The 16484-nt window shown below is 66.4% G+C and carries 11 protein-coding genes; 4 read left to right on the top strand and 7 right to left on the bottom strand.

All coding sequences use genetic code 11. From position 1 onward, the window contains the following. The first annotated feature begins 103 nt into the window (after positions 1 to 103). Positions 104 to 601: a DUF2505 domain-containing protein gene (locus M3185_RS07475; RefSeq protein WP_251333037.1), complete on the top strand. Its 498-nt coding sequence runs from the start codon at positions 104 to 106 to the stop codon at positions 599 to 601. A 92-nt stretch (positions 602 to 693) separates the two neighbouring features. Here M3185_RS07475 and M3185_RS07470 read toward each other — a convergent pair whose 3' ends face one another. After that, the gene (locus tag M3185_RS07470) at positions 694 to 2814 is read right to left on the bottom strand and encodes an acyltransferase family protein (RefSeq protein ID WP_374238479.1); all 2121 of its coding nucleotides are present in this window, start codon (positions 2812 to 2814) and stop codon (positions 694 to 696) included. A 472-nt stretch (positions 2815 to 3286) separates the two neighbouring features. On the opposite strand from M3185_RS07470, the gene M3185_RS07465 reads away from it, so the two are divergent. Next, entirely contained in the window at positions 3287 to 4963 is a 1677-nt protein-coding gene (locus M3185_RS07465; RefSeq protein ID WP_251333139.1) for a glycoside hydrolase family 5 protein, read from the top strand. A gap of 95 nt (positions 4964 to 5058) precedes the next feature. Beyond that, positions 5059 to 6354, top strand: a complete 1296-nt coding sequence (nhaA, locus tag M3185_RS07460) for a Na+/H+ antiporter NhaA (protein ID WP_251333036.1) — start codon at positions 5059 to 5061, stop codon at positions 6352 to 6354. A gap of 49 nt (positions 6355 to 6403) precedes the next feature. On the opposite strand, the gene M3185_RS07455 is transcribed toward nhaA, so the two are convergent. Next, complete coding sequence (locus M3185_RS07455; RefSeq protein WP_251333035.1) at positions 6404 to 7642, bottom strand: acyltransferase family protein; 1239 nt, start codon at positions 7640 to 7642, stop codon at positions 6404 to 6406. Between the two features lie 777 nt (positions 7643 to 8419). On the opposite strand from M3185_RS07455, the gene M3185_RS07450 reads away from it, so the two are divergent. Continuing rightward, positions 8420 to 8917 (top strand): hypothetical protein, encoded by a 498-nt coding sequence (locus tag M3185_RS07450; RefSeq protein ID WP_251333034.1) that lies wholly within the window; start codon positions 8420 to 8422, stop codon positions 8915 to 8917. A gap of 613 nt (positions 8918 to 9530) precedes the next feature. Here M3185_RS07450 and M3185_RS07445 read toward each other — a convergent pair. The 5 genes from M3185_RS07445 to M3185_RS07425 form a co-directional block, all read right to left on the bottom strand. Further along, the gene (locus tag M3185_RS07445; RefSeq protein ID WP_251333033.1) at positions 9531 to 10565 is read right to left on the bottom strand and encodes a transposase; all 1035 of its coding nucleotides are present in this window, start codon (positions 10563 to 10565) and stop codon (positions 9531 to 9533) included. Positions 10566 to 11272: 707 nt separating this feature from the next. Then, positions 11273 to 11599 (bottom strand): hypothetical protein, encoded by a 327-nt coding sequence (locus tag M3185_RS07440; protein WP_251333032.1) that lies wholly within the window; start codon positions 11597 to 11599, stop codon positions 11273 to 11275. A 17-nt stretch (positions 11600 to 11616) separates the two neighbouring features. Further along, entirely contained in the window at positions 11617 to 12078 is a 462-nt protein-coding gene (locus M3185_RS07435; RefSeq protein ID WP_251333031.1) for a hypothetical protein, read from the bottom strand. Continuing rightward, positions 12075 to 12605, bottom strand: a complete 531-nt coding sequence (locus M3185_RS07430) for a hypothetical protein (protein ID WP_251333030.1) — start codon at positions 12603 to 12605, stop codon at positions 12075 to 12077. Before M3185_RS07430 ends, M3185_RS07435 begins: the two co-directional genes overlap by 4 nt. Before the next feature lie 198 nt (positions 12606 to 12803). Continuing rightward, on the bottom strand, positions 12804 to 16160 hold the full coding sequence (locus M3185_RS07425) for a DUF3854 domain-containing protein (RefSeq protein WP_251333029.1): 3357 nt from the start codon (positions 16158 to 16160) through the stop codon (positions 12804 to 12806). Positions 16161 to 16484 lie beyond the last annotated feature (324 nt).

Raw genomic sequence — 16484 nt, 5'->3', positions numbered from 1 at the left:
CCCGACACCGCCCCTGCCGGGATCCTGGCTCCGCTCCAGGACAGCACGCTTACCATGGGGTGGGGCAACCGCCCCTGTCCTAGACCCCTACCGAGGAGATCCCATGGCCGTCACCGCGTCCACCACCGTCCCGGCGCCCGTCGAGCGCGTCGTCGCCACCTTCTCCGACGAGGCGTTCATCCGCCACGTGACCCAGCGCGGCGGCGCTGAGCTGGAGTCCGTGCAGGTTGACGGGGACACGGCGTCCGCGTTCACCGTCACCACGGTCCGTGCCATGAGCGCGGACCGGCTGCCCGAGGCCGCCAAGAAGTTCGTGGGCGTCTCGATCCGCATCACCCAGACGGACGCCTACGAGGCCCCGGCCGCGGACGGCTCACGCACCGTGCGCAGCGACATCAAGGTCGCCTCGCTGCCCGTCTCCGGCACCGCCACCCAGACGCTGGCCGCCCAGGGGGATGCCACGCAGGTGGACGTCGACTGCGTCGTCCAGGCCAACATCCCCTTCGTGGGCAAGAAGATTGCCGAGGCCGCCGAGCCCTACGTCGGCAAGGCGCTGTCCCTGCAGGCCCGCGAGGCGCAGACCTGGCTGGCCCAGAGCTAAGCCCCGGCGCCGGACGGCACCTGCAGCACAGGTGGCACGACTACGGGTCCGCCCTCATCGGACGGACCCGTAGTCGTGCGTCCGGTAACGGGCTATTGCCCTGCCTGCTCCATCGCCTGGTCCCACGCTTCACCGAATTGAGGTGCGGCGGTGCGGGCGTAGTCCTGGCTGACGTGGTCGGTGTCCTCGTACACCCAGACATTGCCGATCGCAGGCGGGCACTTTCCCTTCGGGCACAGCACCTCGGTCATGTCCATCGACCCGAAACGCTCTACCGTGCGCTCGAGCTCCTGCGCTGGATTGGTCTTTGAACCGAGGGCGCCACCCAGCTCACGGGAGCACGACGGGTCGTCGGCGCCCTTGTCGATAGCGCACTCGGTGTGGTCCATATCCCACCGCGGGTTGTCGCGGATACCGATGACCGTCGACCCTCGTTCTGTCCAGTAAGCCGTCTCCGCCTCGTAGCCGACGAGGTATTCCTCATCGCCGTCTGCGGCCTGGTCGTACGTAGCCTGGGTGAAGAGCACCTCGGGCTGCCTTTCCTCCACCAAGGCACGGGTGTCCGAGTACCACGACACGCAGTCGACGTACTGGTCGTCGTTGATGTGCTCGGCCGTGAAAAAACATCCCGGCTGAACGATCGCGACGAGCGTCCAGTCACGCTCCTCCGCAAGTGTCTGGAGCGCTGGCATCCACTGCTCGACGTGCGAGTTCCCGACGGCCCAGACCACAGTGCTGTCCGGCCCGCCCTCCCGCACCACACGGCACCCGCTGTCCCCGGTGTAGCCGCTCGTCCAGTCGCTCGGGCAGTCCTCTCCCAGAGGCTCGAAGCCCTCGTAGAGCACCTCCGGCAACGGAATCGTAGGCGCCTCCGGGTTTGCCTGGAAGCGGGCGCCTGGTTCCAGCACGGCGGCGCCGGGGTTGGCCACCTCCTGCATGTTCTGTGGCTGACCGTTCACCCCTCCGGCGGCCTCCATGGAGGCGGCGTTTCTCCCCTGCTGTACGACGCCGAGCTGGTGCCACACCGTGAGGGGGGTCATGACCACACCCAGGCATACGGCGATGGCAACGACCGGGCGCAGAAGGCCTGCTTGGATTTCGTCCCACTGCTGCAGCGGTTTTTCCACGAACTTCGTGATGAGTAGAGCCAGGAAGATGGAGCCGAGCACGATTGCTGAGCCCGCCGCGAGGCCAGGCATGGGCCGGTCGGTGACAATGGCGTAGGTCACCAACAAGGGCCAGTGCACCAGGTAGAGCGCGTAGGCGGCGTCACCGAGGCGCACGAGGGTGGGCGAAGCCAGGATCTTATCCACTCCCCGCTCCGACCCCGTGTTGCCGGCCACGATGATGGCGCCTGCAGAGAGCAGGGGCCACAGCGCGAGCCATCCCGGGAAAGCACCCTGTACGTTGATAAGAACACCCACCGAGAGCATGCTGACGGCGCCCACCCAGCCGAGCACCACGCGCATCCTGCGGGGTAGCCGGACGAACGGCAGGGCCAAAGCCAGTAACGATCCCAGGGCGAACTCCCACAGCCGGGCACGGGTGTCGAAGTAGGCGAACGTCTGATTAGCAGCGGTCGACTGGATGGACCACACGAGCGAAGCGACGAAAATCGTGCCGAAGAGCATGAACAGCACCGGCACCGGCTTCCAGCGGCCCCTGCGAGTGAGCAGCCAGGCGAGGCCGAACACCAGCGGCCACAGGACGTACACCTGCCCCTGCACCGACAACGACCAGAAGTGCTGGAACGGCGAGGCCGCCGAACGATCGGCAGCATAGTAATCCACAGCATTGAGCGCGAGCGCCCAGTTTTCTACGTAGAACAGGGACGCCCATGCTTCCGTCCGACTGCGCAGACTTTCCAGCGGCGAGTAGAACACCGCGACGAGCGCCAACGTACCGGCGATGGTGAGCGCGGCGAGCGGCAACAGGCGCTGGAAAACGTGCACCCAGTAGCGAGGAATTGCCAACGGGCGGCCCGACTCGAGCTTGCGGGTGAACGAGCGTGTCAGAAAGAAAGCGGTGATCAGCAGGAAGATGTCGACGCCTCCGGACACTCGTCCTAGGAAGACGTGATATATGACCACCATCAGCACCGCAACGGCCCGCAGTCCCTGGACTTCGGGCCGGAATCCGCCGTACCTGTCAGCACGGCGCCCTGGTGGTCGTCCATGGGACGGTCGTTCCGCCGTCGCGACCGGCGTCTCCACAGTCTTAAGCAAAGAAGTCCCCCTTCAAAGAGCACGCGCAACCCCCGTGGCGCGTGCAGTGGTCCGTTGCCAACGGACATCCAAGGGAACGTTAGCGAGATCCACGACCACCACCGAGTCCGAAGTCATTATTACGAGTGCTTCACTACAGATACGTTGTCTCCACGACCCGTGCCGGCCGCACTCGGAATGCGACGAAAGCGGTGGTCTCGCTAGGGAAGGCACCTAGGGTGACGCTAGGGTGGCGCTAGGGGCCGGGCGGTGGGGACCGTCCGGCGCCATCAGCCAGGACTCGCGTCTGGACTGATCTCAATACACCTGTCAGCGCACCAGCATCTCAGGCGGCTCTTTCGTCGGTCTCGGTTGCCGGTGCCCGATGAAGGGGGCAGCCATCTTCAGGTGGCACACGAGACGGGGTCGTCCGACACGGGACGACGCCCTCCGCAGTGGCTTATGGGCTCTGTTCGTGGTCATGGTCCTGGTCCTGGCCGGTTGCACGCCGGCACCGGGGGTCCAAGAAGGCCCCCGTGCGGGGAACAGCACTCAAGGATACGTCACTGCTGCCGGGCGGGGTCTGGAGGTCGAGGGGGAGCCAGTACAGCTCAAGGCGGTCAACTTCACCAACCGCTTCGACCTGGACATCAAGACAGCGGACCTGCTGACGTCGGCGCACCACACCGAGCAGGATTTCGTGCGCGTGCGGGAGCTGGGATTCAACAGTGTCCGGTTCGTGATGCGTGGAGACTGGCATGACGAGGACCCGAAGATTTTTTGGGAATGGCTGGATCGGAATGTGTCCTGGGCACGCGAGCACGGGGTTTGGCTCATCCTCGACCTGCACATCCCCCTTGGGGGCAACTGGCTGGACCCGGGCAGCAATGACACGGACTTCAGCGTGTGGTCCAACCCCGAGGTCCGCAATCAAAACGTCGAACTGTGGCGCGAAATCGCAACTCGATACCGGAACGAACCCGCCATCGGAGCGTACGACCTGATGAACGAGCCGGTGACGACGGACTCGACCGGGCGCCAATGGCAGAGCCTCGCTCAGCAACTGACGGATACGATCCGTTCGGTGGGCGACCAGCACCTCATTATCGCGGGCGGCGTCTACGGGGTGGATGGCCAGTTCGATCCCGAGGGCCAGGAGCGGCATTTCTTGATCGACGATGAGAACGTTATGTACGACTTCCACTTCTACGAGCCATACTCGTTCACCCACCAGTACGCATCCTGGGTGGACCCGGATCGGGACGGTGGTCACTACCCCGATCCAGATCACCTGGTGGCGACGTCTGATCCGTCGAGTCTGCCCGAGGAGTCGATCACCACTCCACCTTTGCCCGAGGGCACGTCCGGCTGGAGACCCTATGACAGCGGGCGGGTGACGATTGAGAGCCCGTCCGCGGCGGCAGCCATGCCCCAGTTCATCGTGGAAGGAGGCATGACGGGAAAGGTCCAGTTCGACCGCGTCGTAGTAACCGAGTACGGGCCGGACGGAACCGAACTGCGCCAGGTTCTCGAGGATCAGCTAACGAGCAGCAGCACATCTTCCTGGTACTCGTGGGGAGACCGCAACGGAACGGATCCTTCTGCCCAGCTCATCAGAGAAGGGTCGGGGCACCAGGACGAGGCAAGCCTCTCGATCGGCGGTACGGTGGAGTCCGGGGCCGGGTGGAACAACAGCGAGCATCTGTTCAAAGTCGTACCTGGCCACCAATACCGCGTTCAGGGGTACATGCGAGGAGAAGATGTGGCCCTCACCGACGACCACTCCCGGATCGCGCTCGAGCTGGCGGTGTACGGTGAGGATCCCAATGCCCCTGGTGGAGGATTCTTCGGTCGCGACAAGGAGTACCTCGCCTACGTCATGGATCAGCATCTACAGTTCGGGGCGCAGCACAACGTCCCCATGTCCATCATGGAGTTCGGGGCCGTTCGGCACACCTTTGAAAGGAACAACAAGGGCGGGGACCGGTGGGTCGCCGACATGCTGGCTCTGCTGAAGGAAAAAGATCTCAGCTTCGCCTACTGGGAGTACCACGACCCCGAGATGGGCATCTATGTACACAAGTCCGGGCAACCGAGTCAATCGAACTCACCCCTGGAAGAAGTCTTGCGCCGGGAGCTGCGAGAGGACGGCTCCTAACTAGGCGCTGGCGACCGTCGTGAGCGGGCCAAGCCCCGAAAGGCGCGGGCCCTAGACTGGCCGGGACCCCAACCGACGACGAAGAGGACTCCGCCGTGACCGAAGCCCCGCCAGCCACACCGTTCCACCGTCTGGGGACCTTCCTCCGGAGGGACCTCGTGGGCGGGATGCTGCTGCTCACCGCGATGCTGAGCGCGCTGGTGATCGCCAACTCGCCGTGGGCGGAGGGCTACTTCGCGCTCCGGGACACCCACATCGGCATCGACTTCCCCGGCCTGGACCACACCGTGGGCGAGTGGGCATCGGAGGGACTGCTAGCGATCTTCTTCTTCCTGGTCGGCCTCGAACTTAAGACCGAGTTCGTCGACGGCGAACTGCGCAACATCCGCAAGGCCATGCTGCCCGTCGTTGCGGCGTTCGGCGGCGTGCTGATGCCCGCTCTGATCTACACGGCGATCAACCTCGTCGACGACGGGGACCCGTCCACCCTCACCGGGTGGGCGATCCCCACCGCCACCGACATCGCCTTCGCGGTCTCCGTGCTCGCCGTGGTCGGCTCGGCCCTGCCCATCGCCATGCGCACGTTCCTGCTGACCCTGGCCGTGGTGGACGACCTCATCGCGATCGTCATCATCGCGTTCGTCTACACGGGCGATCTGAAGGCCCTGTACCTGCTGCTGGCACTGATCCCGCTTGGCCTCTACTGGGCGCTCACTCATAGCTTCCGCGACTTCTTCATGGAGCACCACTGGGCCGCGTGGGTGATCCTGCTGCCCATCGGCGTGGTCACCTGGCTCTTCGTCCTCGAGGCCGGCATCCACGCCACCATCGCTGGCGTGCTGCTGGGCTTCAGCACCCCAGTGAAAAAGGTGGTCCCCCGGGTGATCCACCACGAGGACCCGGAGCTGGGTCTGGCCCCGGCGCTCGAGCACCGCTTCCGGCCGCTGACCAACGGCCTGGCCATCCCGGTATTCGCCTTCTTCTCCGCCGGTGTGGCCATCGGCGGGTGGACCGGGATCACCGAGTCCCTGACGGACCCCGTGGCCATCGGCATCATCCTCGGCTTGCTGCTGGGCAAGATGATCGGCATCTTCGGCTCGTCCTGGCTCATGGACCGCTTCACCCCCGCGGCGAAGGACGACGACTACACCTGGCTGGACCTGGGTGGGATGTCGGTGGTCGCCGGCATCGGCTTCACCGTCTCCCTGCTCGTCGCGGAGCTGAGCTTCGGCATCGGCAGCCCGCACAACGACCACGCGAAGGTCGGCATCCTTACCGGCTCTGCCATCGCCGCCGCCGTCGGCGGCGCCCTGCTGGCCATGCGCAACAGCCACTACAGGCGCCTGAGGAGCGCGGGGGTGGAGGTCGACACCTACGACACCACCCCATAGACCGCGCTTCACCCTGATGGGTCAGGTCCGGGTGCTCACCTCACAGGACTCAGCGATCTCCCCGGGCGGACGGCACCGACGGCATGTGCGAACCGTCGGGCCACAGCCGGGGGCGGCGCCGCGCCGCGATGTCCTCCACCCATCCGACGGCAAGAATCATGACGCCGATCATCAACCAGGTCAGGAAGAAAGCGGTCCACTGCGTCTCCAGCAACCAGGGAACCCGCTCCGCGAGCGACTCGTTGTCCCATAGCTTGCTGATGACCGCCGCAGCGACCACGATCAACAAGTTGTGCCACAGGTAGATCGTCATTGCCCTGTTGTTCACCAGCGTGACCAAGCGGTCCATCAGGTGCAGGGGACGGGGCAAGGTGTGCCAGACGGGAGATATCCGCAGAAGCACGGCGGTGAAGCCGAGCGACCACAGGGCCTGGGCGAGCGCGGTGTTGTTGAGATCCCAGCCGGTTTCTTCCACGTGTGTGGCAAGCTGCCACAGCCCGAGCGCCATGAGGGCAGCCCCGGCGGCGAAGACGATCCAGCCGCGGGTTCTCCGCAGTTGCCCACTGCTGTGGGCGAAGCCCAGGAGCCAGCATGAACCGTAGGTGGCGAAGTCCCAGACCTGCGTCTCTGCCCACACAGGCACGGAAAGGGGAAGGAACTCCAGGCACGCCACCAGGGCCAGCGGCATCAGCAGGGTCACCCGAGGAAACCTGCGAAAGGCCATGAGCATCAGTGGCGATAGCAGCATGAACCAGAAGTAGGCCCTGATATACCAGAGAATTATCCCGGCTTCCGCCGCCCAGCTGGAGTCGATCGGGCCGGTTCCGTCGCCGATGCTCTCGGGGAGGACCGGGTCGCCGATAGGCAGGAACCACACGACGAGGTCCCACCAGGATCCGTCCTCCTCCTGGGTCGGCGTCCACCCCTGCACGAGCAGCAACACCAGAAGCGTGGCGCTGAAAGCAGCCAGCGGCAGCAACAGGCGCCGCGCCCGCGACCGGATCACAGTGGGTGCCGGGCGGACCAGGGAGCGGGCCATCAGCGATCCGGCCAGGGCAAACATCACCCCCAGGGACGGGAACACCAGGGTCAGTGCTGCGGTCCCGAAGGTGTGGTACAGGACGATGCGGAACAGCGCGAGAGCTCTGAGGAGATCGAGATATCGGTCTCGGCCTCCGGCGCGCTCCGGTGCGACAGGGGGCCCGGATGGCTCGACATCTGCGGGGAGAACAGCCGCGCCGGCCGAGGAACGGGCGGTGGAGGGAGCGCTGGAAGCTGATGGGTTCACTACACCAGCCTGCCCGATCACTTTTGTGAAGTATGTAGGCAGTAGTGAGGACGGCGGTGGGGGCTACGGCCGTGAGTGGCGCTTCTGTTCCGCTTCGAACAGGTCCTGCTCCACGAACTCTCGACGTCAGCGGCGGCGGCGACCAAGGCAAGCGCGGTCGGCTTATGCCCCCATGAGCGGAACCGGGCGCGCAGTCAGTCAGGATGAAAGGAAGGCTGCGGCGGCGGCCGGCGGCGCCTGCCTGAGCACTCTCCACAACAAACCGTCATGACCGGCCTGTCACGGCGGGGCAACGCGAAGGAGATGGACCACATCATGTTTGGGCCGACGCGAAGTCCACTGGGATGCACCACGTGGGCCATCACCGACATGCGGTCGACCGTCCCAACCGTCCCGACCCTGACGGCTGCCACCGCCCTTCACGGCGAGGTCTTCGTCATCACGGACATCCATTGCCTGCACCGCTGTCAGCGGGGCCAGCAGGGCAAGCGCGGCACGCCTGGGTGAAATAGCGCTACAGAACGCGTAGATGGGTCCTCCGTGCGCTTGCGCATCCCACTGGACGACCACGGGGGGGGGTCGCAGAGGGAGGACGCTCAGTGCTTGCTGGCTCACCAGTCCCGCAGGTTCCGCACTCGGCACCAGGCGGGGTATGTGCTGATCGAGGTGAACCGAAGTACAGAAGATGCTGCGCCCGGCACCCGAACACACGGCGCACGAGTTAGCGACCCCGCCGCACACATGGGATCTGTACGTTCCCTACCAGAAATGGACACCATGAACCACAACATCTCCCCCAACCCCGCGCGGGGACGCCACAGCATCGCCAAGAACACGGTCTTTAACACCTCCCTCTACGGAGCTTCCACCGCGGTCGGCCTCACGATCCTGGCCGCCGAGCAGCTGCATGCTCGCCATGTGGATCCGACGGGCGACGCCCTGGAGCTGATGGCGCAGGTGCTGCGCAAGGTCCTGCGCCGGGTGGAGCACCAGGGCGCTACGGACATCAGTTCGGTGCTGAGCGAGCGGACCGACCTGATGGCGCTGCTGCACACCCGTCTGGAGCGGGAACCGGTACCGTTGGACACCCACGACGCCGATGTCGCTGGCATCCAGGAGTGGGTGGATAAGACCGTCTCCTGGATGCTGCACATGGTGCGCGTCTCCCAGGGGGTGGCTCTGGAGGCCCTGCGGGGCCCGCAGACCGCTGACCCGGAGTTCTACCTGGCCCATGTCGTCTCTGGGGTCGACCCCCGTGCCGACGACGATGCCTAGGTTCACGCTGTCGGAACCGTCATGAACACCGCCACGTGAGTTGAGAACACGAGGACCTCCCAAGTCGGAAGGCCTACCACAGGTTTTTCACCCGAGGAGGTCCTCGTGTTCTTTCATGCGGCACGTCGTGCCACCGACACCGCACGCCAGGAATTCGCCTGTCATGACCGTGGGACGGGCGCGGCGTCGAGTGCTGGTCAGAATTCAGCAACCAGTCCGGACACCGTGACAAGCCTTCCGCCCATGCCTGCACCGCCAGCACGTGGTTGCTCAGTCAGCACCGAGTCGCCGCCAGAACAGTGCGATCGCCCCAAGGCCTCATTGATCGCTCCAGCGCAGGGAGGCTACGCGGCGGGATGTCACGGCCGGCGATCTCCGAAGTTCGCTCGCTCGTCACCTCAGGTGCTGGGGTGGCATGGGCGGAGACGGGCAGGTCGGCCGGCACGGTGGTGAAGGGCCGGTCCGGCTCCCCACTCATTGGGCTCAAGCACGACACGAGGACATTGACCGTCGCGCCCTCCTGGCGAAGTTGATCTCGCAGTGCATCGCGGTCATCGATGATCGTCGCCACGTCGAGCTCAACTTGGGCCAAGGAGTTGATAGGGCCTCTGTGTCAAGAAAGGGCCGGTTTGTCGGCTATCAGGTCCTTGACCATGGTGCGGTAGATGACGTTGCTCAACCGGCGTTTGAGGGCCCTGCGGGCCTCACGAGGCGTCTTGCCCTCGTGGATCTTCTTCAGGTAGTAGTCCCGGCCGGGGCCTGCGTGGCTGATCTGGCACACGGCCATCACGTGCAGTACCGAGTTCAGCTGGCGATTGCCGCCAGGGTTCAGGCGTTGCCGCAGGTTGTCCCCGCTGGAGGTGTCGAGGGGCGCAGCCCCGGTGTAGCTGGCGAAGTGCACGGCTGATGGGAACCGGCGCACGTCGCCGACCTCGCCCAGGATCTTTCCGGCCAGGATGGTGCTGATGCCCGGAAACTTCATCAAAGAGGTACCGGTGGCCTGGAACTCCTCAGCGATGCGCTGTTCGTCGTCGCCCATCAGTTTCTCCAGGCGCGCCACCTCACCGAGCAGATCACGGGCCAAATCGCGCCGGCACTGGTCGATGGCCGTGGCCGGGCGCACCGTGCGCAACGCCGACCGCGCCTTGGTGAGGTTCAGGCCCCGCGGCACACCACCGGGGATCAGGTCCCGCAGCAGCTCGTGCAACCAACTCAGAGCTCGGGTCCGCTCACCCTTGAGCGCATCGCGTTGATGCGTAAGCAGGTCCAGGATCTCGGTGTGGTCCTCGGCCACCACACGCCGCACGCCCTGATGGTGCTGGGCGGCCCATCCCACGGCCCCGGCGTCGGCGACATCGGTCTTGCGGCCGCCGCCGGTGTGCAGCACTCGTGCCTTCATCGACAGGGTCGAGGGAACGTCGAGGACCTCGTGACCGTGGCTGACGAGGTATTGGGCGATGCCCCGGCCCAGGCCTTTGGCGCCTTCAACAGCGAACAACGCCTGGTCGAACTGGGAGGCCCAGGCCACCACGGCGGGGCCGGTGCCCATGGTCACGGCGAAGCGCCGCGTGGCACGGGTAGTTCCATCAGCCTCAAGGGCTACGGCGGTGAGGGAGGATTTGTACGGATCGATCCCGATGATCGTCATGGCAGAGGCGCTTCCACCGGCAGGGATGTGAAGCTCCCTCGGTGGGCACTCTGACTTCAATCCACCTGCACGCCTGCCTCGAACCACGCCCAGGGCAGGTGGCGATCGGCCGGGCACCCTATCAATAAGCCAGCCTCATTTCAGGGGCGGCAAGAAGCTAGCGAACCAGCGCCGACCGCCACTCTCAACACTACGAAGCTGCAGACTCCCCAGTGCCGGCCACCACCCATTCAAGACAAGTCAGTGGTGAGCCGGGCGCGGGACCTGCTCCGCAGAGCCTCGAGGGAATGGGTTGTCATCCGTGGAGCGACGGCTTCCATCGCGGCGTCGGTCGTGTCGGTGACGATCACGGGGTCCTTCCGGTTGGTGCTCGGTGTTCCTGGGCCCCGTGTATGCTGCACTGCCTCCGTCCCTCTCCAATTAACGACCTATATGCTGTGGACCATTGCAAGGCCGTTCGGCCGGGAACCCTTCGACGGGTCACGAGTGTCATGGTGCCCGCGGGCAGCCTGTGCCCGCGGGCAGCCTGTCCCGCCTGGACCCTGTATTGATGTGTCAGAGCCTGGCTCGGTGTGCCGGATACAGGGACGTAAGCGTGGGCGCTTCTGGGGACAGAGGGCAGTCGCCAGGAGCGGTGGGGTGCGGTGGGCACGGCTATGTGCGGTCCTTGCAATCCAGACCAGGAAGAGGGACACGGTGGTGGCCGACTATCGCACGGACAGGCGCATCTTTGCGGCAGCGGCCTTGGCGATCACCTGGGCGTTGGTCGTATCGTCCACCGTGATGATCCGGTCCCCCTCGTAGGGGATGCGGATGCTGAATGTGCCGTCGGCGTTGTCGGTCAGCAGTCTGGCCGCGGCCACTGACAGCGGCTCCCGTAGGGCCGCAGAGCCGGAGCCCTGGGAGGGCGCGGTTTTGGTGTGCGCGCTGGTCTGGTGCAGGACCACGAGCATCGTGACCAGCAGCGCCAGCGGGCCGATCAGGCCCACGATCGCCCCGGTTGCCTCCAGCCACAGCATCGTCTCGCGGTGCACGGTGTCCCTCCCCTGCTTCACTGCTGGTCATCATGATCGCACCCTCCCGGCGGGTTCTGCCGATGCGGGAGGCTGACGATCGCGAGCAGAAGCTCCACCCACTTACGGTCCTGGCGCGGGATGCCGCGGGTTCGGCTGAGCTCGGCAAGGGCTGCCCGGCCCCGTTCCCGCTCTGGGCCCGAGTCGCCGGCGGCGGCCCTCAGGGCTGCGTCGACGCGCTGGTTCCACCGGGTCAAACGCTGCAGGTACAGGAGGAACAGCGTCGTCCCGGCCCAGGACAGCCCCGTCACCGCCCACAGCAGCTCGGAATACCGCCCCAGGTGGTCCACGCCCTCCCAGAAGGCATCCAAGGCGGAGACCGCCCACGGCACCCCCGCCAGGTACAGACCCGTGGGCACCACCACCCAACCCAGCACAGTGAGCAGGACGGGAGTACAGCGGGGCGCCGGAGTGGACTTGCGTTGCGAGGAGGGGATCATGGTGGGCCTTCCGGTGCAGGTGGTGGAACCGCCGACCCCACCCCATCCCCGTCAGACGGGGCGGAAGCGGCGGCGGTGCTGGTCGCGCCTTCCATGTGTGCGGCGCCCACCCAGCGTGCACACCGCTGCTGGCGGACCGGCTGACCCGGCACCGCACCGAGACCCCGGTTGCCCGCAACATGTCCTGCGGTGGTGAGCAGGTGCCGTGGCGCCCTCGCCATCTGCGCGTCAAGGGCGGCGCAAGATGCGATGACCAGGACCAGCGCGTCGTAGAAGTCCTCGGCGACGCCGGAGTCGGGCGCGTTGCGGGAGGCTGGCATGGTGAGATTGGTGGCCTCGCCCACGGCGGCGGACCCGCGAACCAGGGTGGTGACCTCCCCCGCAAAGCGCTTCAGAAAGTTGTCGAGGACGTCGCCGTCGAAGGGGTGGCGGGAGTCGTAGCGGAGGAGCGCTCCCCACGGCTGTCCGACAGCCGGCACCAGAAGATCGGTTACCTGGACGGTGTGCCCGACCCGGACTTGGGTCATGGCGGGGTCGGACAGTTGGGCGCATGCTCTTCCCGAGGCCCTACCCGCCCCAAGGGCCCTGCAACCGCTTCGGCGACTGGCTAGGATCGTGTCGCCACTGGCTCGCCGAACCCGTTGTCCGACCGGCTACAGGCAGGGAAAGGGCCCGCCGCGCATGGTGCGCGACGGGCCCTTTGGCTTCCCTTTCGAGGTGCCCAGTCAGCTCTTATCGTCGTCCACCTTCTCCGGGCCGGTGGACTCGTTGCCGGCGTCGTCGATGTTCATCAGGGTCTTCAGCAGCACCGGCACGCCGGTCTCCTGCTTGTCCCCCATGCGCACCCGGCAGGTGTACTCGATGTTGCCGTTGCGCTTGCGCCGCTTCTTCTTCGGCGCCGCCAGCCCCTCGTCCCACACCGAGGTCCACGACGAGGACGCGGACTGCCCCGGCGGGATGAGCCGCGGGTAGCGCTTGGACGCCTCGTCGAAGGCCGGGTTGTGGAAGAACTGGATGAGCCAGTCCCCCTCTGCCTCATCCCACTTCGCCACGCCGATGCGCGGACCGGGGGCCTCGTACTCGTTCTTGTCCTTGGCCCGCCAGCCGAGGTCGACGTTGTGGATGGCCACGTTCGCCCCCTCCTTGCCGTGGTCGGAGGAGTTCACCAGCGGCGGCCGGCCCGGGTCCTCGGCCGAGGCCACGTGGGCGCCCTGGGTGCGCAGCAGGTCGCGGATCGCCTTCAGCAGCGACACCCCGGGGGTGACGGTGCGGCTCTCGGCGTGGGCGGCGGCCATGTGATCCACCAGCAGCTCGATCAGCCCGTCCTCGACGTCGAAGCGATGGATGAAGTCCAGGTCCATGCCCAGCTCCGTGGCCATCTGGGAGAGCACCAGGTAGGTCAGCGACATGTCGGCGGCCAGCTTCGCGACACGCTGGACACTGGAGAGCGGGAACCCGCGGTCGGCCATCATCTGGGCGATGGAGTTGCGCAGGCCGGTGCGGTGCTCGGTGAGGCTGTCCAGGTAGGGCTCCCAGCCGCCGAACACGTTCGCGGCGTGGCGGATGTAGGAGATCAGGTGCGCGGTGAACCGGCCCTGGACCCCGTCGTTGGTGTGCAGCTTGTTGAGCGCGTCGGTCTTCGTCTTGTCCGCGGACAGGGAGCCGTGGCCGATGTGGATCGGCACCAGGCGCTGGCGCACCGACGGGGTGTTGAACGGGTTCTCGGCGGTGATCACCAGCTGGGCGATCGGGAGGTTAACCTTCTGCGCCACCATGGAGGAGTTCATGCGTCCGCGGGAGGCGTTGTTGAAGATGTTGCGGGTCAGGGTTTCGAGCTTCGACTGCTCCCGCTCCGCCTCCGAGGCCGACTGGGACGGGGCCATGTCGTCGACCACGTAGAACGGCACGCGGGAGACCCGGTGCTCGAGCACCGCGGCGGTGTCCTTGGCCGAGCCCGGCAGCGTCCCGTCGTTCCAGCACTGGGAGCTGGCCGCCCAGAAGTACATCTGGGTGGAGGCGGACCAGGACTTGCCCTTGCCGGGAGGCCCGTAGATGAACATCGTCGTCTCCGGGCGCAGCGGCACCGCCGGGCGCAGGGCGGTCGCCAGGATCGCCGCCGCCACGGCCGGGTCCGTCCAGGCCCCGGAGGTGATGTAGTGGTCGATGATCGTCTGGAAGTCCGCGCGCACGAGCTCGCGGTCGGCGTCGTGGGTCCAGTCGACATCGGCGTGGTCGCCGACGCCGTACTTGGCCGCCCCGGGCACCACGCCGTCGTCGACGGCCGAGTACACCGAGTCCAGGTGCTCGTCGTCGCCGATCACGCGGTTGCCCACGGTGAAGGCCGGCACCCCACCGTCCTCGACCGGCACCCAGCCCATCTGGTCCCAGCGCTGCTTGATCATCACCTCGTCGTGGCGGTGCTTCTTCACCGCCGAGAGCCACTTCATGCCCTCGTTGCCGTAGATCGGCCAGTGCGGGTGGCGCAGCAGCGTGCCGGGGATCTTCGCGCCCTTCTTGTCCCACTCCGCCGGGGAGTAGTTCAGGATCCGGGAGGGCCCGGTGATCGTGGCGGTCTGGATGCCCTCGTCGGACTCCCACGTGACCTCGATCGCCACGATCGAGGAATCGGAGTTGTCAGAGGAGGCGGACGAGTCGGTGGTGCCGGTGCGCAGCTCCTCGTCGGTGGGACGGCGCGAGGACTCCATGGAGGCGATCCGCCCGCCCAGCTTCCAGGACTGCTTCCAGCCGTACTGGTTGCCCAGGCCCGGGTCGGAGGAGATGACCTTGTACTCCTCCGCGGAGGTGCCGTCGTCGGTGATCTGCCAGTCCCCGGGGTCCCACCGCTGGTCCACCGGCGGGGCCAGCGGGATCCGGTCCACGACGTGGCGCTCCAGTTCGGCCCAGGTGTGGCGGGCCAGGTAGTCGTCCACACCGGCCTTCTCCCCGTCCTCGCCGTCCATGTGCGGGATCAGCCACTCGATGCGCTTGACCTTCTGCTTGTTCAGCAGCATCTGCTCCAGGGTGTACCCGGCGCGCCAGACGTTGATGTTCTTGCCGAGGTCCGCGTCGAAGGCGATTCGCACGGTGCGCCCGGCGAAGGAGATGTTCCGCCAGTCCATGGGGTTCTGCATGATGTTGTTCACCCCGGCGATGGTGGTGAACAGGATCCGGTCCTCGGCCGGCACCTCGTTCATCAGCTCGCGCAGACGGGCCATCGGGTCCTCCGGCACGTCCAGGAGGTCCTCGCGGGCGATCCCGGCGTCCAGCAGCCAGCCGGTCAGCGCCGAGTCGCCCTTGAGCAGGCCTTCGGTGACCATCACCAGCGGGGTGTGGTCGATCCACTCCACCGGGGTGGCCGGGTGGATGTCCAGCGGGGTCTTCGCCTTGGCGGGGAACATGTACTTCTCGAACTTCGGCTTCTCCGGGGTGGAGGCCTCCCGCTCCTGCGGGTGGGAGGGCCGGACCTGCCACTCGTCGGCCTTCAGAACAGCACCCGGGGCGCCGCGGCCGACGGTGTGGACGGTGGTGACGGAGAACCAGGGCATGGCCATGCCGTCGTGGCCGGTAACGTTCATGACCCGGTCCCACTTCTTGTAGGTGCCGGAGTTCTTGCGCTGGCCCATCTCCTTCATCCTCGCCTCGAAGTTCTCCGGGGTGATGTCGAAGTAGCCGCGCGCGGCCGCCACCAGCGGGGCGACGGCGGAGTCGGCGAGCTTGGCCGCACCCGAGCCGGTCAGGAACGGGGCGTAGTCGGCCGCGGTGAACTGCGCGGCCGGGGCCAGGGACGCGAAGCGGGCCAGCTCCTCGTCGGTGACGGTGCCGATCTCGTCCGGGTCGGTGCAGCGGAACAGCAGCGACTCGTCCTCCCCGCGCACCGGGCGGCGGGTGCGCTTCGGCGCCGGCTCGGGATCCGGCTCATAAGACTGCTCAGGCTCGTCGTCGAAGCCGTCCTCGTCGGTGATGAAGTCCTCGGGGCCGAACTCGTCGTCGTCGAAGCCGTCCTCGTCGGTGACGAAGTCCTCGGGACCGAACTCGTCGTCGTCGATGTCGGAGTTGAAGGCGATGTTGTAGTGAGTGCTCATGGGTAGACCTTTCGTGGTCGATGGAATTTGCAGAAGCGGTACACACGTCATGTGTGCGGCGGGCAGGTCACAGGTTGCAGCCGCCCACTGGAGCGGCGTCCACCATGTGTGCGGCGGGGACGTCACTCTATGCATCAGCCCGCCGGAGCCCCTGGCAGGGAGTTGATGGGGTAAGACTGGCTTCCGCCGACTTCGAGAGTGCGCGGCTGACCGGAGCAGCTGCCCATGGCGTCCGCCTATGTCGCGAAGGCTTGGTTGTCGCGCATGTGGGAGCCTTCAATCTGTCGTTGGCCGATTTGGGCGGTGAAGCGAAGGCGTGTCCGG

Origin of the sequence: Kocuria rosea, from assembly GCF_023715525.1 — a bacterium.
In the GTDB taxonomy this organism is placed as follows: Bacteria; Actinomycetota; Actinomycetes; order Actinomycetales; family Micrococcaceae; genus Kocuria; species Kocuria rosea_A.
Note: the sequence above shows the minus strand (reverse complement) of the source record. Positions and strands in the feature narration are given on the sequence as shown.

What these genes read in the sequence shown, in the direction of transcription:
- M3185_RS07435 (WP_251333031.1), bottom strand. Translation starts at nt 12,078, where the DNA reads ATGATCCCCTCCTCGCAACGCAAGTCCACTCCGGCGCCCCGCTGTACT.
- M3185_RS07445 (WP_251333033.1), bottom strand. Translation starts at nt 10,565, where the DNA reads ATGACGATCATCGGGATCGATCCGTACAAATCCTCCCTCACCGCCGTA.
- M3185_RS07475 (WP_251333037.1), top strand. Translation starts at nt 104, where the DNA reads ATGGCCGTCACCGCGTCCACCACCGTCCCGGCGCCCGTCGAGCGCGTC.
- M3185_RS07425 (WP_251333029.1), bottom strand. Translation starts at nt 16,160, where the DNA reads ATGAGCACTCACTACAACATCGCCTTCAACTCCGACATCGACGACGAC.
- M3185_RS07430 (WP_251333030.1), bottom strand. Translation starts at nt 12,605, where the DNA reads ATGACCCAAGTCCGGGTCGGGCACACCGTCCAGGTAACCGATCTTCTG.
- M3185_RS07465 (WP_251333139.1), top strand. Translation starts at nt 3,287, where the DNA reads ATGGTCCTGGTCCTGGCCGGTTGCACGCCGGCACCGGGGGTCCAAGAA.
- M3185_RS07450 (WP_251333034.1), top strand. Translation starts at nt 8,420, where the DNA reads ATGAACCACAACATCTCCCCCAACCCCGCGCGGGGACGCCACAGCATC.